The organism is Hwanghaeella sp. (assembly GCF_965227365.1).
Lineage (GTDB): Bacteria > Pseudomonadota > Alphaproteobacteria > UBA8366 > Aestuariispiraceae > Hwanghaeella.
Window position 1 is genome coordinate 3,740,745 of the sequence record NZ_OZ245754.1, and the last position, 15,568, is coordinate 3,756,312.

Genomic DNA, 15,568 nt, shown 5'->3' on the forward strand with positions numbered 1-15,568 from the left:
GATGGCGCAGAAGAACAGACTTTCAGACGGCGGGCGCATCGACCGGACGAAACCCGTCCGCTTCACCTTCAACGGCAAGCGTTATGACGGTTTCGCGGGCGACACCCTGGCTTCCGCCCTGCTGGCGAACGGCGTTTCGCTGGTCGGGCGCAGCTTCAAGTATCACCGGCCGCGCGGCATCATGACCGCCGGTTCGGAAGAGCCGAACGCGCTGGTCCAGTTGGGCAAGGGTGCGCGCACTGAACCGAATATCCGCGCGACACAGGCGGAACTGTTCGACGGATTGACGGCCGAAAGCCAGAATTGCTGGCCGTCGGTCGGCTTCGATATCGGCGCGATCAATTCGGTGATGTCGAAATATCTGCCGGCCGGTTTCTACTACAAGACCTTCATGTGGCCGGCCTCGATGTGGATGACCTACGAGCATTTCATCCGCAATGCCGCCGGCCTCGGCAAGGGCCCGACCGAACCCGACCCGGACCGCTACGCGCAGCACCACACGGCCTGTGACGTGCTGATCGTCGGCGGCGGCCCCGCGGGACTGACCGCGGCCCTGGCAGCGGGCCGCAGCGGCGCCCGCACCATTCTGATCGACGAGCAGAACGAATTCGGCGGCTGGCTACTGACCGACGATACGGAAATTGACGGCATGGCGCCGGCGGATTGGGTCGCCGGCACGGTCAAGGAACTGGCCGGGCTTGAAAATGTAACGCTGCTGCCGCGCACGACGGTATCCGCCTATTTCGACCACAATTTCCTGACCGCCGCCCAACGGGTGACCGACCATCTGGGTCCGCAGGCCGACAACCGCGTCCCACGCCAGCGGTTCTGGAAGATCCGCGCCAGGCAGGTCGTGTTGGCCCAGGGCGCCCTGGAACGGCCGATCGTGTTCGCCGACAACGACCGCCCCGGCGTGATGCTGGCCAGCGCGCTGCGCACCTATATCAACCGCTTCGGTGTTTTGCCGGGACGCGAGATCGTCGTCTTCACCAATAACGACAGCGCCTATCGCACCGCGTTGGACGCGAGGAAGGCAGGCGCGGTGGTGCATCTGGTCGACCTGCGGTCGGATCCCGACAGCCCGATCGTGCATCAGGCCCGGCAAGCCGGCATTCAGGTCCATGAAGGGTCAGCCGTCGTCGGCATCAAGGGCGCGAAAAGCATCCACGGTGTTGAGATCGCGCCCTTGTCGGAAGACGGCAAATCCCTGGCGGGGCCCGCCTTCGTCGTGTCCGCTTCCGTCATCGCGATGTCGAGTGGCTGGAACCCCTCGGTTCATCTGTTCAGCCAGTCGCGCGGAAAACTGCGCTTTGACGACACGCTGACCAGCTTCGTGCCCGACCGTACGCCGCAGAAAGCACGGTCCGCCGGCGCCTGTAACGGTACATTGACCCTTGCCGGCTGCCTGGCCGAAGGCCTGCAGGCCGGTGCGGCCGCGGCGGCGGATGCCGGTTTCGGCAACGCGGTCGCCGGCCCGGCCCATGTCGTGAAAGAAGATGCAATCGGCACAATGCGGCAGATCTGGACCGTTCCGACGGTGCACCCGCTGGGCAAAGGCAAACGCAAGCATTTCCTGGATCACCAGAACGACGTTACCGCCGCCGACGTCCACCTTGCCGCGCGCGAAGGCTATCTGTCGGTCGAGCATCTGAAACGCTACACCACGACCGGGATGGGCACCGACCAGGGCAAGACGTCCAACGTCAACGCGCTGGCGATCATGTCGGAACTCCGCGCCGCGGCGATCCCGGAGGTCGGCACCACGACCTTCCGCCCGCCGTATACGCCGACGACCTTCGGCGCCATGGGCGGCCAGGGTGTGAAGGAGTTGTTCGAGCAGCAACGCGGCACCGCCATGCATGCCTGGCACCAGCGCAACGGCGCGGTCTTCGAGGATGTGGGCGATTGGAAACGGGCGCGCTACTACCCGAAACCGGGAGAGGACATGGACGAAGCCGTGTGCCGTGAATGCCGCCAGGCGCGCGAAACCGTGGGCATCATGGACGCCTCGACCCTCGGTAAGATCGACATCCAGGGTCCGGACGCCGCCAAACTGTTGAACATGGTCTATACCAATGCCTGGGATACGCTGAAGCCGGGGCGGGCGCGCTATGGCCTGATGCTGAACGAACACGGCATGGTATTCGACGACGGCGTGACAACCTGCCTCGGCGAAAACCATTATCACATGACCACCACCACCGGCGGCGCGGCCCGCGTGCTGAACTGGCTGGAGGAGTGGCTGCAGACCGAATGGCCGGAGATGCAGGTCTATTGTACCTCCGTCACCGAGCAATGGGCGGTCGCCACATTGTCCGGTCCGAAGGCGCGCGAGGTACTGGAAGCCGTCGCCCCGAAAATGAACCTGGATCCGCAGACCTTCCCCTTCATGGCGATGCAGGAAGGCGCGGTCGCGGGACTTCCGGCGAGGGTCTTCCGGATCAGCTTCACCGGCGATCTCTCCTATGAAATCAACGTGCCTGCTCGCTATGGCATGGCTTTGTGGGAAGCCCTGATGGAAGCGGGCCGCCCGCATGACATCGTGCCCTACGGCACCGAAACCATGCATGTGCTGCGCGCTGAAAAAGGCTTCATCATCGTCGGTCAGGATACCGACGGCACGGTCACGCCTTCCGATCTCGACATGAATTGGATCGTCTCCAAGAAAAAGGACGATTTCCTGGGCAAGCGGTCGTTGACCCGGTCGGACACGGCCCGGCCCGGTCGCAAACAGCTGGTCGGACTGTTGACCGAGGACCCGAACTTCGTCCTGCCGGAAGGCGCGCATCTGGTGAAACAGGTGAAGCCGAAACCGCCGATGGACATGATCGGCCATGTGACGTCCAGCTACTACAGTCCGAATGTCGGCAGGTCGATCGCGATGGCGCTGGTCAAGGATGGGTTGAACCTGAAGGGGCAGTCCTTCCAGGTGCCGCTGATGTCCGGCCATGTGGAGACGGTGACGATCACCGATACGGTATTCTTCGACAAGGAAGGGGAGCGGGCCCGTGGCTAACATCACCGCTTTGGCAAGATCGCCGCTGCATGGATGCGTTCCTTTTCAGGGGGTTCAGACGCAAATCGCCGAACGCCCGTTCATCGGCAAGCTGACGCTGCGCGGCAACCCGGACGATACCGGCTTCGCGGCCGCGGCCGGATCCGTGCTGGGCACGGCGCTGCCGACAGAGCCGAATACGGTCGCCGACACCGGCACCAGTCAAATCTCCTGGGTCGGGCCGGATGAATGGCTGATCTACACCGCCGACGGGGCCCAGGGCCCGTTGCAGGAGCGGCTTCGGACGGCGATGGAAGGCGTGCATTCCGCGGTTGTCGATGTCAGCGACTATTACACCATCATCCGGATCAGCGGCGCGCGGGCCCGCGATGTCCTGGCGAAAGGCTGCCCATTGGACCTGCATCCCAGCGTGTTCGGACCAGGCCGATGTGCGGGCAGTCTGTTTCTGAAAGCAGCGATCCGGATCATCCAGATCGACGAAACACCGACCTATGACTTGCAGGTCCGCTGGACCTTCGCGGACTACCTGTTCAAGCACCTCGTCCGCGGCGCGGAGGAGTGGAACTGATCGATCACTGCGGGCCCGGCGGGACCGGGATTTTGATGGCCCGGACCGTTCCGTCTTCCAAACCGTAAATTACGTATTCACCCGCGCTGCCCGATTGTTGCCCTTGCGGGGGACGGATACGGGCGAACCGGGTCGCAATTCGCGCCTCGTTGGTGAAGGCCGCCAGTTCCACAAACTCTTCCCCGGTCCAGGTGACTACCGTCAGCGTCCTGTGGTCCTGGCGGGGGAGCATTAAGTCGGGGATACCGTCCCCATTCCAATCCAAGGTGATGGAGAGCGCGAGCAGGGTGGACCCGATGCGGTGAGTCGAATATCCGCGAACGCTTCTCTCCAGTCTCAGTACCGGACCGCCGTCCCAGCCGAAATGCTGGATGATTCCGCCGATATGGGGCGTGCGGACAACGGCGATCTCGGTTGCTCCATCCCCGTCGTAATCGGCAACGCCCGCCGGATTGAGCCAGCGATTGGCCGAACCGATCGGTTCCGACTCGGCCAAGGGGGCGAAGACCCCGTCTCGAAACCCGAAAAGGGCAACCGCCGCGCCGGCATTCAGATAGCTCTTGATGGCAATGAATTCAGGGACACCGTCATTATTCAGATCGGCGATCCGAGGCTCCAGATCCTCAAAGACCGAATCGGGGCCGAGCGTGAATTGAAACCGCTCGCCCGCGCGCTCGACAACCAGCGTCTCGGCTTCCCATTCATCACCCAGGACGCCATGGGCATAGCGCGCGGTATCACCCGAATACCAGGCCCGCCAGTCGCCGGACCGGGCGACCCGGCCTCTGCGGATCAAACCTTCGACATGTTCGCCGGCCGGATGAAGCAAATCGGCATAGTCGTCCAATGCCCCCAGCTTTTCGGGTTCCGAGGCGACGGCGGCCGTCCCGATCAATAGAGAAATAAGAAGGGCGGAGAGACGGGATACCATCACCTTGATCCTTCCCCCGCGCGCGAAGGATCATTCCTGGAGCGGTGGTTTCGGCGTGTCGTAACATCCTGACAATTCGGACATATAGTCCTTCATGCCGGCCAGGATGAAACTGTAATAGTGGTTCTGCTTCTTGGTATCCCGTATCCGGATCAACCCGACGGTGCCAGTCAGGAAATCGTGAACCACCGTCAGATAGATGTTCCGGTCCCAGGCCAGATAGTCCGGGTTGATCGCGTTCGAGCCCGGCGAGAAGGGTGGCGGCTGCGCGCCGAACCGTTCTTCGTAGTCGATCGGGTAGCGGACGAAGAAATAGCCGGTCTTGCCGCTTCCCTTGGCCAGGAACCAGTGGATCTGTTCGTCCCGGTCGTCGATCAGATAGGTGACACGGAACGGGTCGGCGGCCTCCCCGATGACCTCCTTGTGCGAGATCATGATCTGCGGGGCTGCCTTGTCGGAATCGCACAGAAAAAACAGGCGTGCGTTGCCGTCGTCGGAGGTGAGCGCGATGCCGGACAACTGGCTGCCGTCCTCCTTGTCCTTGCCGCTTACCTTGGACCAGCCGGCCCAGGATTCCGCGGAAAGGCCCGTCAGCATCAGGACCAAGCCCAAGACGGTGAGACTTCTCATCTGCCCTCGTTCCATCGGTTCGTTTAACACCCAAGCCCTGGAGCGGCCCGGCGAAGCAAAATCCGTAAACCAATGGCGGCCTCTCTTCAATTGCAAGCAAAGCCGCCGGGCCTGTCGGGTGTGCATCAGAACCGCGATTGACGCGGCGATCACGGCGGTTATGGTGCCGCCCCACGCTCAAGAAAGGGCGGAAGACTGTCAGACCGGAGAACAGACATGACGCATATCCCCCGTTTTCGCACCGTTACCCGCCGCCTGATGGCTTCCGCATGCCTCGGCCTGGGACTGTTCATGTCCGCCGAAAGCGGGACGGCACAGACGCTCGATCCGGAAAACACGCTGTATCTGGACCTGGAATACGGCCGTGTGGTGATCGAATTGCGCCCTGACCTGGCCCCGAACCATGTCGCGCGTATCAAGGAACTGGCCCGTGAGGGATATTACGACGGCGTCGTGTTTCACCGTGTAATCGAAGGGTTCATGGCGCAGACCGGCGATCCGACCGGCACGGGTTCCGGCGGATCCGGGCAAAAGCTGAAGGCCGAATTCAGTCTGGAACCGCATGTCCGCGGCACCGTTTCGATGGCTCGCGCCCAGCATCCCGACAGCGCAGACAGCCAATTCTTCATCGTCTTCAAGGAATCCGACTGGCTGAACGGCCAATACACCGTTTGGGGCCATGTGGTCGAAGGCATGGAATATGTCGACATGATCAAAAAGGGCCCGTTGCCGTCGGGCGTGGTCGACGAGCCGGATACGCTGATCCGCATGCAGGTCGCCGCCGACGTCGCGGAATAACCTGATACCGCCAGCCCCGATTCTTGGCGCCGAAACGCACCGGGGCTGGCATTTTCCAGCGTTTTCATGTAAGTATGAGCAATTCGTAGGAGAAGCCTGCGACCGCAAGGGTGCGCGTAGCACCCGAAAAAGACAGAAGGTCTTTTGACATGAGCTTGGAAAGCGTGGCTCTGGCATCTTCGGTGCTGCAAGGCCGCCAGCAAATCTCCATTGCTGCCGTGAAGCAAGCTGCCCAGTCCCAGCAGGCGATCGTTGAATTGATCGCCCAGACGACTGGTTCGCAGCCACTGAATTCTTCCGGCCGTGGGAGCAACGTGAACGTACTCGCCTAGCGGTCCGCCGTTAGCCTAGAGTGTGTCCGGCGTGCATCGTGAGGTGCGCGAACAGAGGGCGAGTCCGTTTATCGCCGCGCTGTCCCGCATCCGTTCCCCATGTGACCGAGGCTTCGGCAATGAAAAAGGGGCGGATGAACACCGCCCCTCTTCCATCAGAATCGATTTGCTGTTGTCCCGCCGCGCGCCAGGGAAGCCCGTCGCGTTCGGCGGTGCGGTCTGCCTACTGCTTGGAAGCGACCTGCTCGCGCGCGACAGCCGTCAGCTTTTGCAGTTCCGTCTCAATCAGATGCTTGGAGATCTCGATCCCCTTCGCATTGAAGTCCGCCAAGACCTTGCGGACCACGTCGTCATGCCCGACTTCCTCGAAATCCGCTTTGACGACCTCCTGCGCATAGGATTGGGCCTCTTCATCCGAAAGCCCCATTTTACCGGCGGCCCAGAGCCCGAGAAGCTTGTTACGGCGCGCGTTGACCTTGAAGTCAGTTTCCTGATCGTGGCTGAACTTCGATTCGAAGGCCTTTTCACGGTCGTTGAAGCTGTTGCTCATACCCTTCTCCCATCCTCGAGATCGTGCCGGGCCGTCTATGTTCGCCCGGTCAATGGTCCGTTGACCCGTTAGATAATCCCTGAAGTCTGTTAGCGCAATGCGAAGTCACGCCCAAGCGCCGCTTCAGCGTGCCTTTTCCAACGATATTACGCCGCCGGCACGGCACCGACATCTGCCCGGCGCATTGCATGACCGGCAAACACCGCCATTCCAGGCCAGTTGTTGAATACCGCGCTGTGGAACAGCGCCTTGGCGAGGATTAGTGCGGTCACGGCCCTGTCCCCCAGCTGATCCGCAAAAAACGGCACGGAATCCGCCGAAAGTGCCTTCACGCCATGTGACAGGCGGGATTTGTTGGTATATGAAGCGCGCATGACGCCGCCTGCCCGGGCGCGCCGACCATATTCCATGCCAATGAGGACCCGATGGCCAGAGGCAGAAAGCTGTATGAAGGCAAGGCGAAGGTTTTGTTCGCCGGCCCCGAACCCGGAACGATCATCCAATATTTCAAGGACGACGCGACCGCCTTCAACAATGTGAAGAAGGGAACGATCACGGGCAAAGGCGTCCTGAACAATCGGATTTCCGAGTATCTGATGACCCGGCTGATGGAAATCGGCATTCCGACCCATTTCCTGAAGCGTATCAACATGCGCGAACAGTTGGTCCGGGAAGTGGAAATCATCCCGGTTGAGATCATCGTCCGCAATATCGCCGCAGGCTCCATGTCCAAGCGCCTGGGCATTCCGGAAGGCACGCAGCTGCCCCGTTCGATCGTCGAATACTGCTATAAATCCGACGAACTGGGCGATCCGCTGATCGCGGAAGAGCATATCACGGCTTTCGGCTGGGCGAGCCCCCAGGACCTGGATGACATCCTGGCCATGTCGCTGCGCGTCAACGACTTCCTGAGCGGCCTGTTCATGGGGATCGGCATCAAACTGGTCGACTTCAAACTGGAATTCGGCCGGGTCTATGACGAGAACGGCGAAATGCGGATCGTTCTCGCCGACGAGATCAGCCCCGACAATTGCCGCCTGTGGGACACGTCGACCAATGAGAAGATGGACAAGGACCGCTTCCGCCGGGACCTGGGCAATGTCGCCGAGGCCTATCAGGAAGTAGCCCGCCGGTTGGGCATCCTGCCCGAAGGCGGACTTCAGGACCTGCAGGGGTCAGAGACCATTCAGTAGCCGCCCCGGGCGGATTGGAATCGAACCGGCGGAACCAAATCACCCCGACGGTTCGACATCACAAGGAGACGGGCACAGGATGAAAGCCACGGTAACCATCACCTTGAAAAGCGGTGTCCTTGACCCGCAGGGCAAAGCGATCGAACACGCGCTGGGGGCCCTCGGTTTCCAGGGCGTCAACGATGTCCGACAGGGAAAGGTCATCGAAATCGACCTGGATGCCGCCGACGCGGCGACTGCGGAAGCGATGGCCAAGGATATGTGCGGCAAGCTGCTCGCGAATCCGGTAATCGAAGACTACAGCATCGAAATCTCCGCCTGATCTGGTTCCGTCCAGACCGGCTTTCGAACACTGTTTCCAGAAGTGAATGAGGACGAGGCCCATGCGCGCCGCCGTTATCGTCTTTCCCGGCACCAACCGCGAAAAGGACATCGCCGAAGCGCTTGAACGCGCCAGCGGCAAAAAGGCCCAATTCGTCTGGCACGGAGATTCCGATTTGCCGGATGTCGACCTGATCGTCGTACCCGGCGGATTTTCCTATGGCGATTATCTGCGCTGCGGCGCCATGGCGGGCAATTCCCCGGTGATGCGCGCCGTGAAGGAAAAGGCCGACGCGGGCGTCCGGGTCCTGGGTGTTTGCAACGGCTTCCAGATCCTGACCGAGACCGGCCTTTTGCCGGGCGTACTGATGCGGAACGCAAAACTGAAATTCATCTGCAAGAAGGCGACGCTGACGGTCGAAAGCAACGAGACGGATTTCTCCAGCGCCTATGCCAAAGGACAGAAGGTCGTCTTCCCCGTCGCCCATAACGAAGGCAACTACTTCGCCGACGATTCGACGCTGGACCGACTGGAAGGCGATGGGCGCGTCGTCTTCCGCTATGCCGACGCGGACGGCCATGTGAACGAAGCCGGCAACATCAACGGATCCCAGCGCAACATCGCCGGCATCCTGAACGAAAAGCGCAACGTGCTGGGCATGATGCCGCATCCGGAAAACGCCACCGACCCGGCCCAGGGCGGCACGGACGGCCTCGGCCTGTTCAAGAGCCTGGCGGAGGTCTTGAAATGAGTGACGTGAAGATGACGCCTGAACTGGTCGCCGAGCACGGCTTGACCGGTGAGGAATACGAAACCGTCCTCTCCATCATGGGGCGGGAGCCGAACATCACGGAATTGGGCATCTTTTCCGTCATGTGGTCGGAGCATTGCTCGTACAAGTCTTCCCGCTTCTGGCTGAAGACCCTGCCGACGGAAGGTCCGCAGGTCATCCAAGGCCCCGGCGAGAATGCTGGCGTTGTCGATATCGGCGATGGTCAGGCCGCGGTCTTCAAGATCGAAAGCCACAATCACCCGAGCTATATCGAGCCCTATCAGGGGGCGGCGACCGGGGTCGGCGGCATCCTGCGCGATGTCTTCACCATGGGCGCCCGGCCGATCGCCAACCTGAACGCCCTGCGTTTCGGCGATCCCAACCATCCCAAGACCCGCCATCTGGTTGACGGTGTCGTCGCCGGGATCGGCGGATACGGCAATTGCATCGGCGTTCCGACCGTCGCGGGCGAGGTGAATTTCCACCCGGCCTATAACGGCAACTGCCTGGTCAACGCGATGACGGTGGGATTGGCCGATAGCGACAATATTTTCTATTCGAAAGCATCCGGCATCGGAAACCCGGTCGTCTATGTCGGCTCCAAGACCGGGCGCGACGGGATCCACGGCGCGACCATGGCGTCCGCCGAGTTTTCCGACGAGACGGAAGAGAAACGCCCGACCGTCCAGGTCGGCGACCCCTTCACCGAGAAGCTGCTGCTGGAAGCCTGTCTGGAACTGATGTCGACCGACGCGATCGTCTCGATCCAGGACATGGGCGCTGCCGGCCTCACCTCCTCTTCCGTCGAAATGGCGGACAAGGGCGGTGTCGGTATCCGCCTGGACCTGGACAAGGTCCCGATGCGCGAAGAAGGCATGACGCCTTATGAATTGATGCTGTCGGAATCCCAGGAACGCATGCTGATGGTCCTGAAGCCGGGCCGAGAGGACGAGGCACGCGCGATTTTCGAGAAGTGGGAACTGGATTTCGCCGTGATCGGCGAAGTGACCACCAGCGGCTGCCTGGAATTGGCCTGGAACGGCGAAACCGTCGGCAACATCCCGGTCAAACCCCTGGTCGAAGCCAGCCCGATGTATGAACGCCCCTGGGTCCCGACCCCGGCGCAGGACGTGCTGGACCCGGCATCGCTGCCGGACGCCGGCAAGCTGACGAACTGCCTGAAGGACATTCTGGCCGCGCCGGACATGTGCTCCCGCCGTTGGATCTGGGAGCAGTACGACCACCTGATCCGGGGCGAGACGCTGCAGACGCCGGGCGGCGATGCCGCGGTCGTGCGTATTCCGGACAGCCGCAAGGCCCTGGCCACGACGGTGGACTGCACGCCGCGTTATTGCCTGGCCGATCCGGAACAGGGCGGCCGTCAGGCGGTGGCCGAATGCTGGCGGAACATGGTCGCGACCGGCGCGAAACCGCTGGCCCTGACCAACAACATGAATTTCGGAAACCCGGAACGGCCCGCCATCATGGGGCAGTTCGTCGGCGCGATTAAGGGCATGGGGGCCGCCGCGAAGGCGCTCGACTTCCCGGTCGTCAGCGGCAACGTCTCGCTCTACAACGAGACGGAAGGCAAGGCGATCCTGCCGACCCCGGTAATTGGTGGCGTCGGTCTCTTGAAGGATTTCGCCAAGATGGCGACATTGGCCTTCAAGACGGACGGAGAAGCCATCCTGCTGCTGGGCGAAACCAAGGGTTGGATCGGCCAATCGATCTTCCTGCGTGAAATTCACGGACGGGAAGAAGGTGCGCCGCCACCGGTTGATCTGGATGTCGAGGCGCGCAACGGCGCCTTCGTTCTTGACCTGATCGACAAGGGGCTGGTCACCGCCTGCCACGACCTGTCGGATGGTGGTCTGGCCGTCGGACTGGCGGAGATGGCCATGGCGGGCGGCGTCGGCGCCACCGTCGACGGACCGAAAGATGACATGCCGGCACATGCGTTTTTCTACGGTGAGGACCAGGGCCGCTACGTGGTAACCTCGACACAGGCCGATGCGGTGATGCATCTTGCCGAACAGGCTGGCGTTCCCGTACAGGTGATCGGCCGGACCGGTGGCGACGCGTTGACGCTGGGGGGCGAGGACACCATATCCCTGGAACTTCTGCGCCGCGCGCATGAGGATTGGCTGCCCGCCTTTATGTCCGGCGAGGACGCGGCGGAGTAAGAAACGAAGGCTGTTAGCGAAAGGGTCCCGCACCATGCCGATGAACGCGAATGATATCGAACGTTTCATCAAGGAAGCACTTCCCGACGCGGAAGTGCAGATCAACGATCTGCGGGGCGATGGCGATCATTACGCGGCTTTCGTCCGCTCTTCCGCCTTCAAGGGGATGAGCCGCGTCCAGCAACACCAGGTGGTCTACAACGCGCTGCAAGGCCGCATGGGCAACGAGTTGCACGCGCTCGCCCTGCAAACGGCGGTGCCGGAAGACGCGTAATCGGCCATCGCGTGAGAGATTCCCGCCGCGGCGTCTGAAACGTTTCGCGGCGGCCCAAACGAAAGGAATTCCGTAATGAGTGAAAATCCGGCTTTGGAAGCCATCGACAGCGAAGTGAAAGGCAACGACGTTGTCCTGTTCATGAAGGGCACGCCCGTCTTCCCGCAATGCGGTTTTTCCGCGGCGGTCGTTCAGGTCCTGAATCACATTGGGGTCAAATTCAAAGGCGTGAATGTCCTTGAAGACGACGGCATCCGTCAGGGCATCAAGGAATATTCCAACTGGCCGACCATCCCGCAGCTTTACGTAAAGGGTGAGTTCATCGGCGGCTGCGACATCATCCGTGAAATGTTCGAGACCGGCGAACTGATGGAAGAACTGTCCACCAAGGGCATCGACGTCCAAATCCAGGCGTAACGCCCGGCCTCGCAGGGCCTTAATTTAGCGTTTCAAAGCGCCGCGCTACCCTTCTGGGGAGAGCGCGGCGCTTTCGTTTTGCGGAACCCTTGTTCTAAGCTGATCGGAGACTTGCGGCTGCGGGGGGCTATGACGGATTTGATTACATTGGCGGAGATCGTCGAGAGCGGTCTCTGCATCGGCTGCGGTCTGTGCCAAAGCATTGCCGGCGAGGACGCCGTCGAGATCGTCATGACGCCCGAAGGCCGCTTGCGTCCGCTGGAAAAGGCACCGGTCGATCCGGCTTCCCTCGCCCTGATTAACAAGGTCTGCCCGGGTCTTGTCGTTACGGGCCCGGATCCCGACGAACTTGCCGAGGGTCATGCCTTCGACGAAATGTGGGGGCCGTTGCGTCAAACGGTCCTCGGTCATGCCGGCGATCCGGTGATCCGGTTCCAGGCGGCCGCCGGCGGTGGATTGACCGGGCTGGCCAGTTTCCTGCTGGAAAGCGGCAGGGTCGAGAGAGTTCTGCATGTCACGGCCGACCCCGACCAGCCGATGCGGTCGCGGGCGACGATCAGCACGACGCCGGAGCAAGTCTTGCGGGCATCCGGCTCGCGATATGGCCCCACCGCCCCACTCGTGGAATTTCTATCCCTGCTGGAGGACGGAAAGCCCTTTGCCTTTGTCGGCAAACCCTGCGACGTCGACGCGATCCGCGCACTCGAAATGGAGGACCCGCGGGTCGCGTCACTCTGTCGTTACAAGCTTTCCCTGGTTTGCGGCGGCGCTTCAGAACTCGGCAAGTCGCAAGACCTGTTGGCGGGACTGGGCGTCGAAGAACCGGAGGTCACCCTGTTCCGCTATCGCGGTTACGGCAATCCCGGCAAGACACGGATCGAGGTTCGGGACGGCCGCGCCTGGGAATTCAGTTACCAGGAAATGTGGGAGGATGAAGGCACCTGGCGGCTGCAGTTCCGCTGCAAGATCTGCCCCGACCCGATCGGCGAGTTGACCGATATCGCGGTGCTGGATTGTTGGCCCGGCGGCGGCCCCACCGGAGAGGATGCCGGTTTCAACGCCTTCATCACCAGAACCGCAGCGGGCGATGAACTGTTCCAGGCCGCCGTCGCGGCCGGAGCGATTGTCGTGGACGGGCCGGTTTCCGCGCGCATGCTGGACGATTATCAACCCCATCAGGTGCGTAAGAAACGGGCCTTGGCCTGGCGCCTGCAAGGCATGCGGGAGGCCGGCGTCCTAACCCCGGCATTCGAGAGACTTCGCCTTGATACTTTCGCCTACGGCGCGGATGATCCCCGCGCCGCCGGAAACCTGGACGGCATAAAGCAACGCATTGCGTCGGGCCGCACCAGAGAAAACCCGGTCAGGCGGGAGGGGGATTGATGACGGCGGAAGGACCTTTCGACATTCTGGAAGAGCCGAATGTCTGGATACCCTTGTCCGACGAGACCCGATTGGCGGCGCGGATTTGGCGCCCGGCCGATTCGGATGGCAAACCGGTGCCGGCCATCCTGGAATACCTGCCCTATCGCAAGCGCGACGGAACCGCCGTTCGGGACGAGAAGAATCATCCCTATTTCGCCCGGCACGGTTATGCTTGTATCCGCGTCGACATGCGCGGCAGCGGCGAATCCGACGGGTTGATGTATGACGAATACGACAAGCAGGAACAGGACGATGCGCTGGAGGTGATCGACTGGATCACTTCGCAGCCGTGGTGCAGCGGCGCGGTCGGCATGATCGGGATATCCTGGGGCGGGTTCAACGGGCTGCAGGTCGCCTATCGGCAACCGGAAGCCTTGAAGGCGGTGGTTTCCATCGCCTCGACCACCGATCGCTACGCCGACGATATCCACTACAAGGGCGGCTGCATGCTGATCGAGAATTTCGGCTGGTCACAGCAGATGCTGTCCTACATGTCGCGACCGCCCGATCCCGACCTGGTTGGCGAGCAGTGGCGGGAAATGTGGCTGCGCCGCTTGGAGAACATGCCGCATTTCGCAGAAACCTGGATGCGTCACCAGCAGCGCGACGACTATTGGAAACACGGGTCGATTTGCGAGGACTGGAGCGCGGTGAAGGCACCGGTCCTGATCGTCGGCGGCCTGGCCGACGGCTATATCAACGCGGTGATGAATATCCTGGAGAACCTACAGGCGCCGAGGAAGGGAATCCTGGGGCCCTGGGTGCATCTCTATCCGAATTTCGGGGTGCCCGGCCCCCAGATCGGCTTCCTGCAGGAGGCCTTGCGCTGGTGGGACCGGTGGCTGAAAGGCATCGATACCGGCGTGGAGAACGATCCCGATCTGCGGGTTTTCCGGCGCGAGGGCGTGAAACCAGCAGCCATGCTGCCGATGGCAAAGGGGCAGTGGATTTCCGAACCCGTCTGGCCCTCACCCAACATTGCCGAGCACGAGCTCTTTCTGGCCGGCAGGCGTCTGGTGCCGGAAGGAACCGCGGACCGGCGGGAACTGGAAATCGATATCAATTCCCCCCAGGATGTCGGCGCCTTCGGCGGCGAGTATTTCGCCTGGATCGGCCCGGACCAACCGGACGACCAGCGCAGCGACGACGCCAAATCCGTGGTCTGGGACACGGTCCCGTTGGACGATGAAGTGGATATCCTGGGCCGTCCGGTCGTCAAACTGCGTCTTCGGGCTGACGCGCCGCAGGCCGCGCTCGCCCTGCGTCTCTGCGACGTGACCCCGGATGGACCGGTGATGCGCGTCTCCTACACCGTCTTCAATCTTTCGCAGAGGAACGGTGCGGCCGCGCCGGAAGCGATGCCGGTCGGTGACTGGGTGGATGTCGAAATTTCCCTGGACAATACCTGTCATCGGTTCCTGCCGGGGCATCGGATCAGACTGTCCGTCTCGACGACCTACTGGCCCTTGATCTGGCCGTCACCGACCCCGGTGACCGTGACGGTCGACAACGGACGATCCTCTCTTGTCCTGCCGTCGAGGACTGACGCCGGCCAACCCCCGGTCCACTTCGCTGAGGCCGAAATGGCGGAACCGGTCGCCCGAACAGAACATCGGGCTTCGAACCTTCAGCGACAGGTGAGCTATGACCTGAAGGCCGGCACCGCGCATATGCAAATCGAATACGATAACGGCGATGTCGAGGACGGCATCCACGGTCTGCGAACGGGCTCCATTCACCGAGAACGGTACGACATAACGCCGGACGACCCGCTTTCTGCGCGGATGGAGGTTCATTGGACACAGACCTCGCAACGCGGATATTGGGATACACGAACGGAAACCGGAGGGGTCTGCCGGGCAACCGCCGACAGTTTCGAGTTGAGCGCCTTCGTGACAGCCTATGAGGGTGACGAGAAGATGTTCGAGCGCCGATGGCAACGAAGCATCCCCCGGAAACTAGTATAATCCCCGGATGACCCGCCTACGATAGTAATGGCCGCGCACAGGCCTTTGCCTGCACAGCGGCTTTCTGTTTCAATGACGGCATCACGTCCAAGGATACACCCAACGCGTTCCGCCGCACGCATCCGGCGGAATGCCAACACCAAAACGTATCTGGGTCATAGAGCGCCACACGCTCGATAGATTTGGGAGA

Annotated in this window: 16 protein-coding genes; 12 read left to right on the forward strand and 4 right to left on the reverse strand. The window is 61.9% G+C overall.

All coding sequences use genetic code 11. From position 1 onward, the window contains the following. Nucleotide 1 precedes the first annotated feature (1 nt). A complete protein-coding gene (locus tag ACQK2G_RS17140) occupies nucleotides 2–3,016 on the forward strand; it encodes a sarcosine oxidase subunit alpha family protein (protein ID WP_425406255.1) in 3,015 nt (1,004 codons plus the stop codon). Beyond that, the gene (locus tag ACQK2G_RS17145; RefSeq protein WP_425406256.1) at nucleotides 3,009–3,584 is read left to right on the forward strand and encodes a sarcosine oxidase subunit gamma; all 576 of its coding nucleotides are present in this window, start codon (nucleotides 3,009–3,011) and stop codon (nucleotides 3,582–3,584) included. Before ACQK2G_RS17140 ends, ACQK2G_RS17145 begins: the two co-directional genes overlap by 8 nt. 4 nt (nucleotides 3,585–3,588) lie before the next feature. Here the strand turns inward: ACQK2G_RS17145 and ACQK2G_RS17150 are convergent, their stop codons facing one another. Together ACQK2G_RS17150 and ACQK2G_RS17155 are read right to left on the reverse strand one after the other, a co-directional pair. Further along, nucleotides 3,589–4,515 (reverse strand): FG-GAP repeat domain-containing protein, encoded by a 927-nt coding sequence (locus ACQK2G_RS17150; protein WP_425406257.1) that lies wholly within the window; start codon nucleotides 4,513–4,515, stop codon nucleotides 3,589–3,591. Nucleotides 4,516–4,545: 30 nt separating this feature from the next. Continuing rightward, complete coding sequence (locus tag ACQK2G_RS17155; protein ID WP_425406258.1) at nucleotides 4,546–5,145, reverse strand: hypothetical protein; 600 nt, start codon at nucleotides 5,143–5,145, stop codon at nucleotides 4,546–4,548. Nucleotides 5,146–5,361: 216 nt separating this feature from the next. Between ACQK2G_RS17155 and ACQK2G_RS17160 the strand changes: the two genes are divergently transcribed. Continuing rightward, nucleotides 5,362–5,943, forward strand: a complete 582-nt coding sequence (locus tag ACQK2G_RS17160) for a peptidylprolyl isomerase (RefSeq protein WP_425406259.1) — start codon at nucleotides 5,362–5,364, stop codon at nucleotides 5,941–5,943. Between the two features lie 149 nt (nucleotides 5,944–6,092). Further along, entirely contained in the window at nucleotides 6,093–6,275 is a 183-nt protein-coding gene (locus ACQK2G_RS17165; RefSeq protein WP_425406260.1) for a hypothetical protein, read from the forward strand. 223 nt (nucleotides 6,276–6,498) lie between these two features. Here the strand turns inward: ACQK2G_RS17165 and ACQK2G_RS17170 are convergent, their stop codons facing one another. Then, nucleotides 6,499–6,825: a DUF1476 domain-containing protein gene (locus ACQK2G_RS17170; protein ID WP_425406261.1), complete on the reverse strand. Its 327-nt coding sequence runs from the start codon at nucleotides 6,823–6,825 to the stop codon at nucleotides 6,499–6,501. A gap of 146 nt (nucleotides 6,826–6,971) precedes the next feature. Further along, complete coding sequence (locus ACQK2G_RS17175; protein ID WP_425406262.1) at nucleotides 6,972–7,199, reverse strand: hypothetical protein; 228 nt, start codon at nucleotides 7,197–7,199, stop codon at nucleotides 6,972–6,974. A 51-nt stretch (nucleotides 7,200–7,250) separates the two neighbouring features. Between ACQK2G_RS17175 and purC the strand changes: the two genes are divergently transcribed. From purC to ACQK2G_RS17215, 8 genes are all read left to right on the forward strand, one after another. Further along, nucleotides 7,251–8,018, forward strand: a complete 768-nt coding sequence (purC, locus tag ACQK2G_RS17180; RefSeq protein WP_425406263.1) for a phosphoribosylaminoimidazolesuccinocarboxamide synthase — start codon at nucleotides 7,251–7,253, stop codon at nucleotides 8,016–8,018. A 79-nt stretch (nucleotides 8,019–8,097) separates the two neighbouring features. Next, entirely contained in the window at nucleotides 8,098–8,340 is a 243-nt protein-coding gene (gene purS / locus ACQK2G_RS17185; RefSeq protein ID WP_425406264.1) for a phosphoribosylformylglycinamidine synthase subunit PurS, read from the forward strand. Nucleotides 8,341–8,401: 61 nt separating this feature from the next. Continuing rightward, nucleotides 8,402–9,091, forward strand: coding sequence for a phosphoribosylformylglycinamidine synthase subunit PurQ (gene purQ / locus ACQK2G_RS17190; RefSeq protein WP_425406265.1), 690 nt, complete (start codon nucleotides 8,402–8,404; stop codon nucleotides 9,089–9,091). Further along, entirely contained in the window at nucleotides 9,088–11,295 is a 2,208-nt protein-coding gene (purL, locus tag ACQK2G_RS17195) for a phosphoribosylformylglycinamidine synthase subunit PurL (RefSeq protein ID WP_425406266.1), read from the forward strand. Before purQ ends, purL begins: the two co-directional genes overlap by 4 nt. A gap of 34 nt (nucleotides 11,296–11,329) precedes the next feature. Then, nucleotides 11,330–11,569 (forward strand): BolA family protein, encoded by a 240-nt coding sequence (locus tag ACQK2G_RS17200; protein ID WP_425406267.1) that lies wholly within the window; start codon nucleotides 11,330–11,332, stop codon nucleotides 11,567–11,569. Nucleotides 11,570–11,644: 75 nt separating this feature from the next. Then, nucleotides 11,645–11,986, forward strand: a complete 342-nt coding sequence (gene grxD / locus ACQK2G_RS17205) for a Grx4 family monothiol glutaredoxin (protein WP_425406268.1) — start codon at nucleotides 11,645–11,647, stop codon at nucleotides 11,984–11,986. Between the two features lie 129 nt (nucleotides 11,987–12,115). Beyond that, on the forward strand, nucleotides 12,116–13,369 hold the full coding sequence (locus ACQK2G_RS17210; RefSeq protein WP_425406269.1) for a Coenzyme F420 hydrogenase/dehydrogenase, beta subunit C-terminal domain: 1,254 nt from the start codon (nucleotides 12,116–12,118) through the stop codon (nucleotides 13,367–13,369). After that, on the forward strand, nucleotides 13,369–15,378 hold the full coding sequence (locus tag ACQK2G_RS17215) for a CocE/NonD family hydrolase (RefSeq protein ID WP_425406270.1): 2,010 nt from the start codon (nucleotides 13,369–13,371) through the stop codon (nucleotides 15,376–15,378). Before ACQK2G_RS17210 ends, ACQK2G_RS17215 begins: the two co-directional genes overlap by 1 nt. Nucleotides 15,379–15,568 lie beyond the last annotated feature (190 nt).

What these genes read in the sequence shown, in the direction of transcription:
- purS (WP_425406264.1), top strand. Translation starts at nt 8,098, where the DNA reads ATGAAAGCCACGGTAACCATCACCTTGAAAAGCGGTGTCCTTGACCCG.
- grxD (WP_425406268.1), top strand. Translation starts at nt 11,645, where the DNA reads ATGAGTGAAAATCCGGCTTTGGAAGCCATCGACAGCGAAGTGAAAGGC.
- ACQK2G_RS17165 (WP_425406260.1), top strand. Translation starts at nt 6,093, where the DNA reads ATGAGCTTGGAAAGCGTGGCTCTGGCATCTTCGGTGCTGCAAGGCCGC.
- purL (WP_425406266.1), top strand. Translation starts at nt 9,088, where the DNA reads ATGAGTGACGTGAAGATGACGCCTGAACTGGTCGCCGAGCACGGCTTG.
- ACQK2G_RS17200 (WP_425406267.1), top strand. Translation starts at nt 11,330, where the DNA reads ATGCCGATGAACGCGAATGATATCGAACGTTTCATCAAGGAAGCACTT.
- ACQK2G_RS17215 (WP_425406270.1), top strand. Translation starts at nt 13,369, where the DNA reads ATGACGGCGGAAGGACCTTTCGACATTCTGGAAGAGCCGAATGTCTGG.
- ACQK2G_RS17150 (WP_425406257.1), bottom strand. Translation starts at nt 4,515, where the DNA reads ATGGTATCCCGTCTCTCCGCCCTTCTTATTTCTCTATTGATCGGGACG.
- purQ (WP_425406265.1), top strand. Translation starts at nt 8,402, where the DNA reads ATGCGCGCCGCCGTTATCGTCTTTCCCGGCACCAACCGCGAAAAGGAC.
- purC (WP_425406263.1), top strand. Translation starts at nt 7,251, where the DNA reads ATGGCCAGAGGCAGAAAGCTGTATGAAGGCAAGGCGAAGGTTTTGTTC.
- ACQK2G_RS17140 (WP_425406255.1), top strand. Translation starts at nt 2, where the DNA reads ATGGCGCAGAAGAACAGACTTTCAGACGGCGGGCGCATCGACCGGACG.
- ACQK2G_RS17170 (WP_425406261.1), bottom strand. Translation starts at nt 6,825, where the DNA reads ATGAGCAACAGCTTCAACGACCGTGAAAAGGCCTTCGAATCGAAGTTC.
- ACQK2G_RS17210 (WP_425406269.1), top strand. Translation starts at nt 12,116, where the DNA reads ATGACGGATTTGATTACATTGGCGGAGATCGTCGAGAGCGGTCTCTGC.
- ACQK2G_RS17175 (WP_425406262.1), bottom strand. Translation starts at nt 7,199, where the DNA reads ATGCGCGCTTCATATACCAACAAATCCCGCCTGTCACATGGCGTGAAG.
- ACQK2G_RS17155 (WP_425406258.1), bottom strand. Translation starts at nt 5,145, where the DNA reads ATGAGAAGTCTCACCGTCTTGGGCTTGGTCCTGATGCTGACGGGCCTT.
- ACQK2G_RS17160 (WP_425406259.1), top strand. Translation starts at nt 5,362, where the DNA reads ATGACGCATATCCCCCGTTTTCGCACCGTTACCCGCCGCCTGATGGCT.